Origin of the sequence: Methanofollis formosanus, assembly GCF_019633745.1 — an archaeon.
Taxonomy (GTDB): Archaea; Halobacteriota; Methanomicrobia; order Methanomicrobiales; family Methanofollaceae; genus Methanofollis; species Methanofollis formosanus.
On record NZ_CP037968.1, the window covers coordinates 1,408,163 to 1,423,590 of the forward strand.

Genomic DNA, 15,428 nt, shown 5'->3' on the forward strand with positions numbered 1-15,428 from the left:
GATGACCGTACAAGTTACTGCATCCGAAGGCGGCATTCCGCACAACACGATCATGGCAGTCGGTCTGGTCGGTTCTCTGGTCTGTCTGTACCTGACCTATATCAACCAGTTCATCAGCGCCGAATATGCCGCGTTCTTCGGCGGGCTCGCCGCAGTGTTCGCCCTCCTCTGGGGGACTGACACGATCAAGCACCTCTGCAGCTACGGTATCGGTACCGGTGTCCCGTCGGCGGGTATGATCGCCTTCGGTACCGGTGTCATCGCCATGCTGCTCGCGACCAAGGTCGAGACTGTGATGCCCTACTCCGCCCCGATCGCCGCCGTAGTCTTTGGCGCCATCGTCGGTGCGGTCGCAGGCTGGATCGCAAACAGTATCATGCGGATGAACATCCCGGTCATGGTCCGCTCGCTTACCGAGATGGCCATCATCGGCGCTATCGTCCTCATGGGTTTCACTGCCGTCATGGCAGGCGGCTTCAGCTTCGACGCCATTGCCGCAAAGGAGATCGCCATCCTCGGACCTCTCACCGCGACGTCCTATGCCGGTTCGCTTCTTGGCGGCTGTCTGCTTGCGGTCTCGTTCATGCTCGGCAGTCTCGCGCTGCAGCACCCGTTCAACGCGTGCCTCGGCCCCGGCGAACAGCAGGACAGGACCATGATGCTCGCTGCTGAGTGCGGGTTCCTCTCGATGATTGTCGTCGCTGCGATCTCGTTTGCGTTCGTTGCCTTCGGGGCCGCGATCCTCTCGCTGATCGTCGCACTCGTCGGGTTCTACTACACCTATGTCCGCTTCATCGAGCTCTCCAAGCGCGACGCCTTCGCGTGGCTCGATGCAAAGCCGATTCTCGAACCAAAGGGTGAGGACTGATGGGATACGTGCAGGTACTGCCCGAATTCGGGCTGGTCGTCGACCCGATGGTCGGCGTTGTCACCACAGCAGGCGTCTCCTACCAGCCGGTGATCGATAAGGTCGAGGCACTCGAGAAGTACACCGACGACCTCGTCGGGATGCTCTCTGGCGAAGGTTCCTTCGTTGCGTCCTTCCCCGGCAGGGAGAAGTCACTGGCTATCGCCGGCAGTGTCACCGCCCTGTGGTATGGTATCGCAGTCGGACTGCTCATCGCAGGGATCATCGCCCTTGCGCTGATGTGAGGTGAAGAAATATGGCAGACAAGACATCACCGGCGAGTGGCTGGCCCCTGATCAAGGGCGACTTCCACTCTGGCGACGCAAATTCGTGTGTCGCCGTCGTCACCATGGGCTCTCACCTCGACGAGCAGGGCATCTGTGATGCAGGCGCCGCACTCTGCGGGTCGTGCAAGACAGAGAACCTCGGCCTGGAGAAGGTTATTGCAAACGTCATTGCAAACCCGAACATCAGGTTTGTCCTCCTCTGTGGTACTGAAGTCAAGGGCCACCTCTCGGGCCAGACACTCAGGGCGCTCCACGAGGGCGGTCTTGAGGGCGGCAAGGTCGTAGGCTCAAAGGGCGCTATCCCGTTCATCGAGAATCTCGATGACGCAGCGGTCAAGCGTTTCCAGGAGCAGACCGAGATCGTCGACATCATGGAGTCCGAAGACCTCGGCGAGATCAAGGCAAAGATCTCAGAACTCGCCGGAAAGGACCCAGGTGCGTTCGGCGCGGCCCCGATCGTTGTCGAGGTCAAGGAGGAAGAAGGTGGAGCAGGAGAGGAAGTCGGCGAAGCGGTAGAGCTCAACGGCGACCTCGCACTCATCCACGCCAGGTTCAAGACCATCGAGAAGATGGTGACCGACATCGGATACCGGGACAGGTTTGCCGCCGGTGTCTACTCAGGTAAGATCGAAGGACTGATGATCGGCCTGATTGTGTCGTTCTCTATCCTCGGGCTTCTCCTGCTGGGGTGATTTGAGATGGCGGAAGAAGACAAGAAAACTGGTGGCGCGATCAGGATGAACGCCATCGACAGCATCGTGGCAGACATCCAGTACAAGTCGCAGATTCTCGCCAGAACAAACAAAATCGACTCAGGCATCATGGACTCCGGGATCCCCGGCTTTGCAGCAGGGCTGATCATCTCGCTGCTCCTCATCGTGGTGCCGGTACTGGTGCTGATGTGAGGTGGATAAAACATGGCAGACAAGACATCACCGGCGAGTGGCTGGCCCCTGATCAAGGGTGACTTCCACTCTGGCGACGCAAATTCGTGTGTCGCCGTCGTCACCATGGGCTCTCACCTCGACGAGCAGGGTATCTGTGATGCAGGCGCCGCACTCTGCGGGTCGTGCAAGACAGAGAACCTCGGCCTGGAGAAGGTTATTGCAAACGTCATTGCAAACCCGAACATCAGGTTTGTCCTCCTCTGTGGTACCGAAGTCAAGGGCCACCTCTCGGGCCAGACGCTCAGGGCGCTCCACGAGGGCGGTCTTGAGGGCGGCAAGGTCGTAGGCTCAAAGGGCGCTATCCCGTTCATCGAGAACCTCGATGACGCAGCGGTCAAGCGTTTCCAGGAGCAGACCGAGATCGTCGACATCATGGAGTCCGAAGACCTCGGCGAGATCAAGGCAAAGATCTCAGAACTCGCCGGAAAGGACCCAGGTGCGTTCGGCGCGGCCCCCCTGATCGTCGAGGTCAAGGAAGCCGAAGGCGGCGCAGAAGGCGGAGCAGTCGCCGGCGCAAGCCCACAGTTCCTTGAGATCGAGCAGAGACTCGACGAGATCGAAACAAAGATTGAGTTCGTAAACGCCGAGGTCGCCCAGCGTGTCGGTCGCAAGGTCGGCAGGGACATCGGCATTCTCTACGGATTAGTGGCAGGACTGATCGTCTTCATGATGCTGATTTTCCTGCTCCCCAAGTTGATGTAAAGGAGGCAAGATCAGAATGTTCAAATTCGAGAAGGAACAGGCCGTTTTCGACTTCAACGGCATCAAGATCGGCGGTCAGCCGGGCGAGTACCCGAGGGTGCTCGGCGCGTCCATCTTCTACAACAAACACGAAACGGTGCTTGACGACCACACGGGAAAGATCGACAAGGCAAAGGCCGAGGCGCTCTGGAACCGCTGTCAGGAGCTCTACGACCAGACGGGCAACCCGTATTTCATCCAGATCATCGCCGAGTACGGCGAGGCGTTCGAGAGCTACTTCGACTGGTTCTGCTCCATCGACGACAAGACTCCGTTCCTGATGGACTCCTCCGCTCCGGAGGCCCTGATCCACGCGTGCGAGTACGTCACCGAGGTCGGGATCGCAGACCGTGCCATCTACAACTCGATCAACGGTTCGATCCTGCCCGAGAGCATCGAGGCGCTGAAGAAGTCCGATGTCAACTCCGCAATCGTCCTCGCCTTCAACCCCGGCGACCCGTCGGTCGCAGGGCGTGAGAAGGTGCTGGCCGAGGGCGGTGTCGCCGGTCAGGCACAGTCCATGCTCTCCATCGCCGAGGAGTGCGGTATCACTCGTCCGATCCTCGACACGGCGGCCACTCCGCTCGGCATGGGTTCCGGCGGTTCGTTCCGTGAGATCCTTGCTTGCAAGGCGATCCACGGTCTCCCGACCGGTGGTGCCTACCACAACATGACCGTCTCCTGGACCTGGCTGAAGCGCTGGAGAAAGAGCGTCCTTGCCGGGCAGTACGAGGGTAAGGATGTCCTCCTCGAGCAGATGTCCCACCACCACTTCGGCGGGATCGAGGGCATCAGGCAGACCGCATGGTCGTCCCCTGATATCGGCTGCAACATCATGGCCATGACCCTCGGTGCGGACCTGATCATGTTCGGGCCTATCGAGAACTGTGAGGGTATCGCCACCGCGGCCGCCTTCTCCGACATCGTCCTTGCCGAGGCCCTCAAGGAACTCGGCGGCGAAGTCCAGGCCGAGAAGCACCCGATCACGCTTCTCGTCTAAATTCAATCTCTCTTTTTTTCTGGTTTCAGGCTACGGCGAAGATTTCGTCACTTACCGTATGACAAAACAGCGGACGAGGACCACAGCGCCTCGTCGTCCCTGCAGTTATCTTCGTCCGTGAGGGGAACGAGCGTGAGCGAGTTCAAGAAAGTCGTAGGCTTTCGCTGACGACCGAAAGGAGTCGAGAAAATTTGGTTTTGAGGTCATCCCAAAACGTCTCTGGCCTTGATAGGTGAGGAGAAGAAGTTGCTGAAGCACGGGCCCTGTAGAATCAGGCATGAGGCGAGCGCCCCGCCTCAAGCATACGCAATGAAAATATCAGATCAGATCTGGATCGGTTCTTGACCCTTATCCCTGCGTTCGAGGAGCGAATCGGAGTCAAGCATCGTGCCGCCCCCCGGATATCTTCGTCGTGGGGGGCCCGGGGGGTGCAACCCCCCGGCGCGATACAGCAGGGAAATCTCGACGATTGAGGCCGGCATATCCATCAGAGGGATTTTCTATCCTCTGCGTATCGGCTTCAAACGGATATGACGAGTTCAAACGCTCATGCAAACCTGAAGAGAGGATCGTCTGGATCATTTTCATGGTAAACCCTCACCTTTTCTGGGTGCGAGCGCGATTCAACCGCCTTCCTCCATCTTCTCGCCAGGGGCTCGGCCCCCGGACCCCCGGGATGAAGATAGAGCCGGGAAGGCACCATCAATGACCATGAAGAGCGCACTGCCGTCCCCTGTCCCATCCTGACACGGGGGGTTCGAGGGTCTCCCCCCGGCAGGAGAGAGCAAGGAACCATTCTTTATGCTTTCTGTGGGCGGCACCTCTGATCGGTCCGCCTTCCTTCGTCACTCTCGCCGGGGGCGTTGCCTCTGGATAGCAATTGAAGCAGGGAAGGCAGATGAACGGCCGAAAAGAGTCTTGATCCTGCTCTTTAGAAACCATCCTCTTTTCATCACTTCAACCCCCTGCGAACCAAATCCATCGCCTTCCCTCATGCTTGTGCCGGGGGCGCTGCCCCCGGACCCCGGGGATGAAGATTGGGTCGGAAGGCGGAGAGATGACCATGAAGAGGGGGTTGCAATCCGCCACCTATCTTCGCGCGGGGGGTTTGGGGGGCGGCCAGCCCCCCGAAGAAATAGCCATCCAGAGCATTTCTACAAAGCCCTTGATCCAGATGATGGATCGAACTCTGGATACTTTTGGGATATGCTCTTTGTAAAATCAGGTATGAGACGAGAGGGACCCTCAAGCATACGCTATGAAAATTTTTCGTCGCTTGATCTCTCTTTTCAAGACAAAAGGATTGGTTGAGACCTTGTTCCATCGCCGCCCCGCCCCATCCCCTCGCGAGACGGCAGGAACGATCGTGGGATAGGGGGCGGCACACCTGATCGGTCTGCCGCCCCCTAATCACGCCCTCTTCTTCTCCCCCTCCAGATACGCCAGACTCGGCCGCACGGCTCCGGGGTCGAGCACCTCGACGACGGCCGTCGCCGATCGGGGGACCGCCGCCATGACGGCCGAAAAGTCGATGGACCCGCTGCCGCAGGCGGCATGGAGGTCGCTCTGTCCGTCGTTGTCATGGAGATGAAGATGGACGGGCCGCGCCTCTGCAAGGAAGGTGTCCAGGGTTCCGGTGAGCGCGGCGTGCCCGACGTCGAGGGTGAACCCGAGGCCCAGGTCGTCGAGGACCGGGAGGAGCGCGGGGTCCCTGAAGTGGCAGCAGGTCCATGAGCCCATGTTCTCGACCGCCAGGACAACCGAGACCTCGTCCTGGAGGGTGGCGAGGTCGTGGAGGGAACGGGAAAGGGCCTCTTCGGAGGCCTGCCAGAGGGAGGGTTCCATGCAGAAGCCCGGGTGGATGACGAGGCGGCGGGCCCCGACCTCGTCGCAGATCCGGGCAAGACCGGCGATCGCTTCGACCGAGGCATGTCGCATCGTCTCGTTCTCTGTAGCGAGGTTGATGTCGGTGGTCGGGGCATGGACGGTGTAGGCGAGGTCGAAGGACTCGCAGACCTCCCGGTGAACGAAGAGCGAGTGAAGGGAGTCGGAGAGGATCTCCACGAGATCGGTTTCCGCGGCAAGGAGCGCGAGGGCCTCGTCGAGGGGGCGGTCCATGAGACAGTACGTGGAACACCCGGGAAGACTCATCGCTCCGTCCCGCTCCTCAGGGAGGCGAGGTGCGCGACGAGCGCGGGGATGTCCCTGACGGCGACGGCGCCGTTCCGGCACAAGGACGAGAAGAGCGCGGTCGCCTCGCCGCCGGTGTAGTCGCGGCTCGAGAGTGGTGCGCCGTCCCGCGCGAGCACAAAGACCTTGAGGGCTGGAAACTGTTCCAGCGCCCTGAGGTTTGCGATGTTGCCCGCACCGATCGGCATCTCGGTGATGACCACGGCGTCGGTTTCCTTCAGGAGAGCGGTGTATTCGGCGAGCGAACCCTCCGAAATCGGGGCAAAAGGAGACTCTTTGACGACCGGGATCCCGAGCCCTTCGGCGGTGGTGCAGTCCGAGTCGTTGGCCGAGAGGACGCCGGCGGTGACCTGGTAGCCCTGCGAAGAGAGCGCATACATCGTCTCGGCCCCGGTCCCCCCACCGCAGACGACATGGACGCACACCGGCGTACCGCCGGAGAGCGTCGGCGACGCCGCCGGTTCGTAGCGCGGGACCAGGTACGGCCTGCCGGTGAGCGGGTGCGTCCTGACCATCATCGGGACGCCGAAGACCTGCCTGATGTTGGCGTCGGTGAGCACCTCTTCCGGCGTGCCGACGGCGACGATCTTCGCCTTCTCCATGAGGATCACCCGGTCGCAGAAGTAGGCGGCAAGGTTGAGGTCGTGGAAGACCGCGACCACCGTCACCGCCGGGGTGAGGCCGCGGATGATCGAGAGCACCTCGATCTGGTGGTTGATGTCGAGGTGCGAGGTCGGTTCGTCGAGGAGCATGGCTTTCGGCTGCTGGGCGAGGGCGCGGGCGATGAGCACCCGCTGCCGTTCGCCCCCGCTGATCTCGGTGATGAGCCGGTCGGCCAGGTGCGTGGTGCTGGTCAGGTCCATCGCCTCCCGGCAGACGGCATAGTCCGCTTCTTTCATCGAGGAGAGTCTGCCGAGGTACGGGTGGCGACCCATCTGCACGATCTCTTCGACGGTGAACCCGAAGGAGACCGCGGTCTCCTGAGGCACGGCGCCGAGTCTGGTGGCCAGTTCACGGGGCGAGTACTCCCCGACATCTCTGCCGTCGACGTAGACCGCGCCGGCCGCCGGGTCGATGACTCTTGATATAGCACGGATGAGGGTGGTCTTCCCGCACCCGTTCGGCCCCAGGATCCCGATGAACGTCCCTTCGTTCACGGCGAGGGAGACCGCGTCCAGAACCCGGACGTCGCCATACCTGACGTCAAGATCCTCTGCCCTGATCATCTCTGCTGTCATGTCCGTGTCCTGCTCCGTAAGAGGTAGATGAAGAACGGCGCGCCAAAGAACGCCGTGACGATCCCGACCGGGATCTCGTTGGGCATGGTGCGGGCAAGGGTGTCGGCCCACATCAGGATCGCCGCACCGGCCATCATGGCTGCGGGGAGGAGAACCCTGTGGTCGGGACCGACGATGATACGCATCACATGCGGCGTGATGAGCCCGATGAACCCGATGGCCCCGGCGACCGAGACGGCGATCCCGGTAATGAATGATGAGAGAAGAAGGAGTGCGAGTTTGAGGCGTTCGACGTCCACCCCAAGGTGCAGGGCGTCCTCCTCGCCGAGTGAGATGACGTTGAGGTCTCTGGCAAAGAAGAAGAGTACGAAACACCCGATGAGGATGAGGAGCGCCACATGGACGTCGTCCCACCAGACGTTCCAGAGGCCGCCCATCAGCCAGAACATGATCTGGTGGAGGCTCTTGCCCGAGATGTACATCACGAAGGAGAGGAGCGAGGAGAGAAAGAGTGAGACCGCGATCCCCGAAAGAAGAAGGGTCTCGACGGCCACCTTTCCGTCACGCCGTGAGATGAGGTAGACGACGACGGTCGAGGCGGTGGCGCCGACAAAGGCGAAGATCGGCAGGCCCCAGCCCATAAGAAATACAATCGAAAGTGCCGCGCCGAGGGCGCCGCCGGACGACGTGCCGATGATGTACGGGTCTGCCATCGAGTTCTTGAAGAGGCCCTGCATCGCAGTCCCGGCGGCCGCCAGTCCCGCGCCGACGAGGAGCGCGGCGAGCACCCTGGGGAGACGGACGTCAAAGAGGATCTGCATGATCCCGGCAGGGCTGAGGTCAAGGAGGGAGAGGCCGCTGGTCCCGATTGCGGTGGTGAGGATGACGCTTGCACCCAGGAGGAGAAGGAGGGCGACCAGCACGATCCAGGTCTTCTTTTGCATGATAGTCTTCATCCAATTGTTTTACCTTAACAACAATATAGTTACCTGAAGTCCCCGGCCGCCATATCGCCACATTAATGTACTTATAGTCACAGAATTTTATCAATAAAAAAATAGTTAATGTAAATTTATATGAGTGTGACGACCATGCGATCCCTATTCATTGCAACCCTGACCGGCATCCTCGCGATGCTGCTTATCATTGCGCCGGCTGCGGCCGATTTTCCGTTCTTCGGCGCGGACGAGGCTCGGACCGGGACCACATCTGCCGGCGGCCCCGTGACCAATACCACCCTCTGGGTGGTGGAGACTGCCGAATACGCCGACGGTTCACCAGTGGTCTATGACGGCAAGGTCCTTGTCCCGACCTGGCCGGATATGAACTTCACCGACAACGAACCGATGGGACTGGTCTGCTATGACGCCGCCACCGGCGAAGAACTCTGGACCAACGAACTCGGCGGCGCGGCCGTCGGGGCGGTCTCGGGAGTGGCCGTCGCCGACGGGAAGGCCTACCTCGGCGGGACCGATGGGAAACTCTACTGTGTCGACGAAGAGAGTGGTGCCACCTCCTGGTCGAGCGAGAAGATCGACGAGACCGGATACTTCGGCCTTTCCTCGTCCCCGCTCGTATACAACGGGAACGTGTACGCCCTCTCGGCCTCTGATGCCACGCTCCATGCGTTCGGCCCGGACGGCAACGAGGCCTGGTCGTTTCCGATCGGCGGCGGGGCGGCATACTTCGTCTCACCCGCAGCGGCCGACGGAAAGGTCTACTGCTCGAACATGACCGCGCTCTTCTGTATCGACCCCGTGACGCAGGATGAGGTATGGAACACCAGCGTCACTGATGTCATCCTTTCGACACCGGCCGTGAGCGGGAACGCCATTTTCTGCGCCGGGGCCATCAACACCTATGCCTTTGATCGCGAGACCGGCGACGAACGCTGGAACGTCTCCCTCGCCGGCACCTCGTCTTCCCCTGCGGTCGACGGCGCAAACCTCTATGTCGGCGCAAAGGACGGCCTCCACTGCCTGGACGCCGCCACCGGTGCAGAGCGCTGGGCTTTCTCCTCAGCTCAGATCACGGTCTCCCCGGTGGTCGCAGACGGGACGGTCTACTTCGCGACAAATGAAGAGGCTGGATCGGTGTATGCGGTGGACACCGTCACCGGCGACGAGGTCTGGTCATACACCCTTGAGGCACCCGAAGACGGCACCTTTGCCGCCTTCTATGCCTCGTCACCCGCCGTCTCCGACGGCGTCCTGTACATCGGGGCCGAGAACAACCTTCTCTACGCCTTCGGCGAGGGGGCGCCCTGGCCAGAGAGTATCTTCGACGGCACCGTCGGTCTCACCGATACCACCTTCACCTTCGTGCCGTCGAACAACGCTTCGGCCACCTATGAGATCACACGCACCACCGACCTCGGCGCCCTCGACGCCGCCGCCGACCTCGGCGGGTTCACCTTCGATGCAAGCGACGCGTGGTACGCCTCGTACGGTTCCTTCACCCTCGAATCGATCGACGGCATCGCCAACGAGGACTGGACCAAACCGGGCGCACGCTCCTGGTCCATCTTCATCAACAACCAATCGGCCCCCAGAGGCCTCGGCGGAAACACCCTCGACGACGGCGACCTCCTCGAGTTCTTCTACTGCCCGGTCAACGAGACCACCTATGCCCCGCTCATCGACGAGGCCGACGCCGTCGTCAGGATCCGCGTGAGCATGTCGGACGCCACACTCTCGGCACTCACCCTTACCGACGGCAGCCGCGGCGGGAATCTCCGTGCCGATGTCACGGCTTCCGCCATGAACGAAGGGTGGTATGTCATCGTGGTGAGCGGGACAGATGGGAATGGTGAGTCTCTTGCAGGGGCCGGCACCGTCCACCTCGCCGCCGGCGAGAGTGTCGAGGTCCCGGTCCTTGTCACTGTGCCCCTTCAGGCAAAAACCGACACCTACACGCTCCACGCAGGCATCTACCAGATCGACGACTACCCCACACACTGTCTGTTCACGAGCGAGGGAGTGGAATGCACCATAACATGAAGTGGGCCCTCCCCCTTCTCCTCCTCATCGCGCTTGCCGCGCCGGCGGCGGCACTCACCATGGACGTCGCCGCGTCGTCGTCGCCGGGTTCGGCCGTCACGGTCACCCTTGATAAAGAGGCGGACGTGACCTTCCAGATGAACGGCGGGACGCCCTACTACGCCCACGGGACGAGTGCGAAGTTTGTTCCGCACATCACCGGGACGCTCACGGTCACCGCGATGGCAGAGGGACAGTCCGTTGAGAAGACGGTCAGGATCACCTCCGGGAGCGGCGGAGGCGGAGGCAGCGACTTCAACGACGATGACTCCGGCCCCTGGAAGGAAGTCACCCTCGGCCCCGGCACCTTCAACGTGACCGCGGAGAGCGGCGAGACCTATGGGGTGAACCGGCGCACCGCCCTCGGTGCCCTCGACGCCTCAGGCGCCACCTATGTCCTCGACGACGGGTGGTACGACCAGTACGGCACGCTGTTCCTCAAGTCCGTCAACGGCCGCGAAGGTGAGGGGATGGCCGGATGGGTCTACCAGGTCAACGGCAAGTCGCCGTCGGTCGGTGCCAACACCTACAAAGTGAAGGAAGACGACAAAGTCGTCTTCTACTACAGCGAGAGCATGTCGGCACAGCCCGAGGACTCGCCCGAGGCGATCTATCTCAAGGTCGCCTTCGGCAGCATCACCTCAAACGGAGATGACGAAGAAGGATCTGGAACGGCACAGGGACGCCTGGTACCGGCCGATGGCCCTGAGATCCCACTCGGTCTCCCGGAGGGCGTGACAATGACCTTCGGTGCGAGCGGATCGCGGATCTCGGTCCACCAGGACGCCGGGGGCGACGGCGACGAGGTGATCGTCAGGGGCGACCGGGTCATCATCATGCGCCCGGGCCTCCTGCTGACCGTCCTGACCAGCGATATGAACAAGGAGGACAATTCCTCAACCGGTCAGGTCAGAAGTGTCACCGCCGAACTGATGCCCGCTGCGGCCGGGGTCAGGGGGAACATGATCCTCGTGCTTGCCGGGATACCGGGAGAAGGAGCCATCACGACCGGTTTCAGTGACCGGCCATCTCCAGAGATCACAGAGTCCCTCACGACCTTCGCCACCGCCGAAGACCGGTCTCTCCTGGGCGTCGCCTCGGTGATGGACGTGAAGAGGACCAACCTGAAGAACGGCGAGGATATCCTCGGCGCCACCGTCAGGATGGAGATCGACCCGGCCTGGGTGGACGAGCACGGGGGCGCCGACGCGATCCGGATCGTTCACATCGCCGACGACGGGACGATCGAGGTCCTTGAGACCAGAAAGATTCTGGAGACCGGAGACTCCGTCAACTTCGAGGCGGAGTCAAAGAACGGCCTCTCGTCATTTGTCATCGTCGCCCTCGGAGAGAGAGAAGGACCCGCGACATCTGCGACGACAGCACCGGCGACAGGGAGTGAGACTGGCACCACACCGGCACCGACCACCCCGCAGCAGACGCCTCTCTGGGCCTGGGCCACCATTCCGGCGCTCTTTATTGGGGGCGCCGCATATCTCATGAACAGAAAGGAGGAATCGAACTGAAGAAACTCTACGCACTCGTCATCCTCATCTGCACCGCCTGCGTCATGGGCGGTGCGGCCTACCCGCTTGACGCCGAGGACGACACCATACAGCACGGTCTTGACTATCTCAAGACCTGCCAGCAACCCGACGGCGGGTTTGCCGAACCCGAACGGGAGAGCAACCCGGGCACCTCATGGTTTGCGATGATGGCGATCGTCGCCGCGGGCCAGGACCCCCGGACCTGGACCGTGAAAGGCACCTCAGCGGTTGACTACTGGGAACACCCCGGCGAGGGCGTTCAGGCTGAAGGAACCGCCGAACTCGGCCGGATGGTCACCCTCATCGCCGCCGTCGGCGGTGACCCACACAATTTCGGCGGGAAAGACCATCTTGCCGACCTCAAGGCCCGAATGAAACCGTCGGGCCAGTTCGGCGACTTTGTCTACACCTCGTACTGGGGGATCTTCGGACTCGCCGCCACAGGCGAGGACACCACCAGGCCCCTCGCCTGGCTGAAGGAACAGCAGAACGAAGACGGCGGGTTCGGCTGGATGCCGGGCGCGGAGAGCGACTGCGACGACACTTCCGCATCAATTATGGCGATGACCGCTGCAGGGGAACCGAAAGACTCTCCAGCGGTGAAGAAGGCACTGGCTTATCTGAAAAACGCCCAGATGGACGACGGCGGGTTCAACTACGGCGGGTCCTCGTCTTCGAACGTGGCATCGGCCGCATGGGTGACGCAGGCGATCGCCGCTGCGGGCCAGGACCCCTCGACCTGGACGAAGAACGAGAGAGATGTCGTCTCGTACCTCACCGACCTCCAGCAGCCCGACGGGCCCTTCAAGTGGACTGCCCAGGTCACCGACAACCCCTGCCGGATGACGGCCGCCGCAGTCCCGGCACTCCTCGGCCGGCCGTACCCCATCCTGCCCGGCCAGACCTCCCCTGCCCTCCCAGCGCAGACTGCCGCGGCGGAGACGACCCCTGATGCCGCCGCAACCACTCCAGTCGCCGCCGCCACGACAGACGCACCGGCAGCCGGCGGCCCCTGGGAACCGGTCACGGTCACCGACGATTTTGGTGAACAAGTCACCATCACGAAAGAACCCCTGCGGATCGTCTCCCTTGCGCCGGCCAACACCGAGATCCTCTTTGCCCTCGGCCTGGGCGATCGGGTGGTCGGGGTGACCGATTACTGCAATTATCCTGAAGAGGCCACGACGAAGCCGAAGGTCGGCGGGTTCTCCACGGTGAACATCGAACGGGTGGTGGCGGCAAAGCCCGACCTGGTCTTTGCGGCCCTGGGCAACACCGAAGAGGTGGTCACCCACCTCAGGAAACTCGGCCTGACCGTCGTCACCCTCAACCCCGACTCGGTCCAGGGGACGCTCCAGGACATCAGACTCGTCGGTGACGCAACCGGGACAGAGGCGGAAGCCGACGCGCTCGTCACCTCGATGCAGACGCGGATCGATGCCGTCACCGGGAAGGTAAAGGGCACATCCGAACGTCCGACCGTGATCCATGCCGTCTGGTACGACCCCATATGGGTGAGCGGCAACGGCACCTTCCAGGACGAGTTGATCGAGATCGCCGGTGGAAAGAACGCTTTCCCCGACCTCGAAGGCTGGCAGATCGTCACCCTCGAGAAGTTCCTCACCACCGACCCGGACGTGATCCTGGTCAACTCGGGTACCGGGATGGACGGTGCGGAGAACGACCTCATCTACCGGTACTTCAGCGAAGAACCGCGGTTCCAGAACCTCAAGGCAGTGAAAGAGGGTCGGGTCTACGTTGTGCCCTCAGACATCATCGACCGGGGCGGCCCCAGGATCGTGGACGCCATCGAGATGGTGGCGGCCGACATCCATCCCGAACTCTTCGGAGCAGAAGAGGAGACCCCGGCACCGTCCGGCGCACAGAGCCCTGGGTTCGGCGCCTTTGCAACATTAGCCGGGGTGCTGGGGGCGTGCCTCCTCCTGAGGAGGATTGGATGAGAGTTCCCACACTCTTTTTTTCCCTGCTCCTGCTTTCTGCGCTCCCGAGCCTCTCGGTTGCGGCCGCACCGGTGGAGGCACCGCTCTGGGAGGTGACGGTCCCCGGCGAGGTGAAGGATCTCGCGCTCAACGCCGACGGCACCGGGGTGGCCGTCCTCTCTGAGAGAACACTCTCATGGTACAACAGAGACGGCACACCAGGATGGGAGATCCCCGCAAACAATGCAGAGACCATCGGAGTCTCTGAAGACGGGTCGCTCCTTGTCTCAGGCGGCGCCGACCTCAGGGCCTACGACCGCGACGGCGGTCGGGCCTTCAGGTTCGACACCGGGTTCTTCGCTTTCGGGACCGGCGTGTCCCCGGAAGGTTCCTGCATCGCTGCCGGTTTCGACAACAAAAGTCTGACCGTCTTCAGGACCGACATCACCGACGACTTCGAACCGGCCTGGACGGTCGAGACCACAGAGGACGTCATCAGTGTGGCGCTCGCCGAGAACGGAACCGATCTCACGGCCTGCACCAAGGACGGGATGGTCCACTCCTACACCGGCGACGGGAGACTGCTCTGGAGTTATGACACCGGAAGCGAAGGACTGAACTGTGCCGTCACCCGCGACGGATCGTACGTCGTCGCCGGGGCCGACCACGGCGTCGTCCTTCTCCTGAACCGGAACGGCGTCCTCGTCAGAGAAGAGGTCGTCGGCGAGCGTCTCCCGTCGGTCTCGATCTCGGCCGATGGGTCGGTCGTCGCCGTCGGCGGGGACGACGGGGTCGTGCTCCGCTCTCTGCAGGGCGAAGACCTCGGTACGCTCGGGACCGGGAAGGTGCATGCGGTCGCGCTCTCGGCCGACGGGAACCGGGTCGCCGCCGCCGGACCGGGGGGACACCTCGCCCTCTTCTCGATAGGCGCAGATGAGGTCGTGCCGGGAACTACGGCCGCGACCTCGACCACTGCCGCAGCGTCCGGCAGCACCGGGAAAGAACCCGTCCCGGCCCCCACGCAGCAGGCGGCCCTCTCCGCCCTGCCCGCCCTTGCGGCCGTCGCCTTCCTCCTGTGGGGGAGACGGTAATCCCTTTTTTTCATTCGGCTTTTTAGAATTCGCATGAACCCCGGGATCACCCCTTCGTTGCCGCCCCTGCCTATCTTCCGTCCGTGGGGGGTCCGGGGGGCAAAGCCCCCCGGCGCGAGATGACGGTGAAGGTTCTGCCATGAGGGCGGCCGATCAGATCGACGTGCCTTCCCACACGCTTCGCCGGGGGCGATTGCCGCCCGGACCCCCGGGATGGCGATAGAGTCGGGAAGGCTGAAAAAACGATCCTGATAGGCGGGATGCCGTCATCCCCCTATCTTCGTGCGGGGGGTTCGGGGGACGGTCAACCCCCCGTCAAAGAGAACCATCAAGATGATTTACCATGAAAATGATCCTGACGATCCTCCCTTCAGGTTTGCATGAGAGTTTGAACTCGCCATATCCCTTTGAAGCCGATACGCAGAGGATAGAAAATTCCTCTAATGGATCGGCCGCCCCGAATCGTCAAATCTTTCCCGCAATCTCGCGCCGGGGGAAACCC

General features: G+C 62.2%; 13 protein-coding genes. 10 read left to right on the top strand and 3 right to left on the bottom strand.

Going from position 1 to position 15,428, the window contains the following annotated elements:
* Position 1: 1 nt before the first annotated feature.
* From mtrC to mtrH, 6 genes are read left to right on the top strand one after another with little or no spacing between them, the layout of a single operon-like run.
* Entirely contained in the window at positions 2-868 is an 867-nt protein-coding gene (mtrC, locus tag E2N92_RS06275; protein ID WP_220682827.1) for a tetrahydromethanopterin S-methyltransferase subunit MtrC, read from the top strand.
* Positions 868-1,152, top strand: a complete 285-nt coding sequence (mtrB, locus tag E2N92_RS06280) for a tetrahydromethanopterin S-methyltransferase subunit MtrB (protein WP_220682828.1) — start codon at positions 868-870, stop codon at positions 1,150-1,152. Before mtrC ends, mtrB begins: the two co-directional genes overlap by 1 nt.
* 11 nt (positions 1,153-1,163) lie before the next feature.
* Positions 1,164-1,886 carry a tetrahydromethanopterin S-methyltransferase subunit A gene (gene mtrA / locus E2N92_RS06285; protein WP_220682829.1) on the top strand — a complete coding sequence of 241 codons (723 nt, stop codon included), beginning with the start codon at positions 1,164-1,166 and terminating at the stop codon, positions 1,884-1,886.
* A 6-nt stretch (positions 1,887-1,892) separates the two neighbouring features.
* Positions 1,893-2,099 (top strand): tetrahydromethanopterin S-methyltransferase subunit F, encoded by a 207-nt coding sequence (locus tag E2N92_RS06290; protein WP_220682830.1) that lies wholly within the window; start codon positions 1,893-1,895, stop codon positions 2,097-2,099.
* Positions 2,100-2,111: 12 nt separating this feature from the next.
* The gene (mtrA, locus tag E2N92_RS06295) at positions 2,112-2,843 is read left to right on the top strand and encodes a tetrahydromethanopterin S-methyltransferase subunit A (RefSeq protein ID WP_220682831.1); all 732 of its coding nucleotides are present in this window, start codon (positions 2,112-2,114) and stop codon (positions 2,841-2,843) included.
* Positions 2,844-2,859: 16 nt separating this feature from the next.
* Positions 2,860-3,882 (top strand): tetrahydromethanopterin S-methyltransferase subunit H, encoded by a 1,023-nt coding sequence (gene mtrH, locus E2N92_RS06300; RefSeq protein ID WP_220682832.1) that lies wholly within the window; start codon positions 2,860-2,862, stop codon positions 3,880-3,882.
* A gap of 1,410 nt (positions 3,883-5,292) precedes the next feature.
* Here the strand turns inward: mtrH and E2N92_RS06305 are convergent.
* Genes E2N92_RS06305 through E2N92_RS06315 form a run of 3 tightly spaced genes read right to left on the bottom strand, consistent with a single transcriptional unit; the run spans position 5,293 to position 8,266 of the window.
* Positions 5,293-6,033 (bottom strand): sugar phosphate isomerase/epimerase family protein, encoded by a 741-nt coding sequence (locus E2N92_RS06305; RefSeq protein ID WP_220682833.1) that lies wholly within the window; start codon positions 6,031-6,033, stop codon positions 5,293-5,295.
* Positions 6,030-7,310, bottom strand: a complete 1,281-nt coding sequence (locus E2N92_RS06310) for a heme ABC transporter ATP-binding protein (protein WP_220682834.1) — start codon at positions 7,308-7,310, stop codon at positions 6,030-6,032. The genes E2N92_RS06305 and E2N92_RS06310 overlap by 4 nt, the downstream gene beginning before the upstream one ends.
* A complete protein-coding gene (locus E2N92_RS06315) occupies positions 7,307-8,266 on the bottom strand; it encodes a FecCD family ABC transporter permease (RefSeq protein WP_246589340.1) in 960 nt (319 codons plus the stop codon). The genes E2N92_RS06310 and E2N92_RS06315 overlap by 4 nt, the downstream gene beginning before the upstream one ends.
* A 135-nt stretch (positions 8,267-8,401) precedes the next feature.
* Between E2N92_RS06315 and E2N92_RS06320 the strand changes: the two genes are divergently transcribed.
* Genes E2N92_RS06320 through E2N92_RS06335 form a run of 4 tightly spaced genes read left to right on the top strand, consistent with a single transcriptional unit; the run spans position 8,402 to position 14,926 of the window.
* Positions 8,402-10,309, top strand: coding sequence for an outer membrane protein assembly factor BamB family protein (locus E2N92_RS06320; RefSeq protein ID WP_220682835.1), 1,908 nt, complete (start codon positions 8,402-8,404; stop codon positions 10,307-10,309).
* Entirely contained in the window at positions 10,294-11,874 is a 1,581-nt protein-coding gene (locus E2N92_RS06325) for a DUF4430 domain-containing protein (protein WP_220682836.1), read from the top strand. The genes E2N92_RS06320 and E2N92_RS06325 overlap by 16 nt, the downstream gene beginning before the upstream one ends.
* 44 nt (positions 11,875-11,918) lie before the next feature.
* Positions 11,919-13,856 (top strand): helical backbone metal receptor, encoded by a 1,938-nt coding sequence (locus tag E2N92_RS06330; RefSeq protein ID WP_246589341.1) that lies wholly within the window; start codon positions 11,919-11,921, stop codon positions 13,854-13,856.
* Positions 13,853-14,926 (top strand): WD40 repeat domain-containing protein, encoded by a 1,074-nt coding sequence (locus tag E2N92_RS06335; protein WP_220682837.1) that lies wholly within the window; start codon positions 13,853-13,855, stop codon positions 14,924-14,926. Before E2N92_RS06330 ends, E2N92_RS06335 begins: the two co-directional genes overlap by 4 nt.
* Positions 14,927-15,428 lie beyond the last annotated feature (502 nt).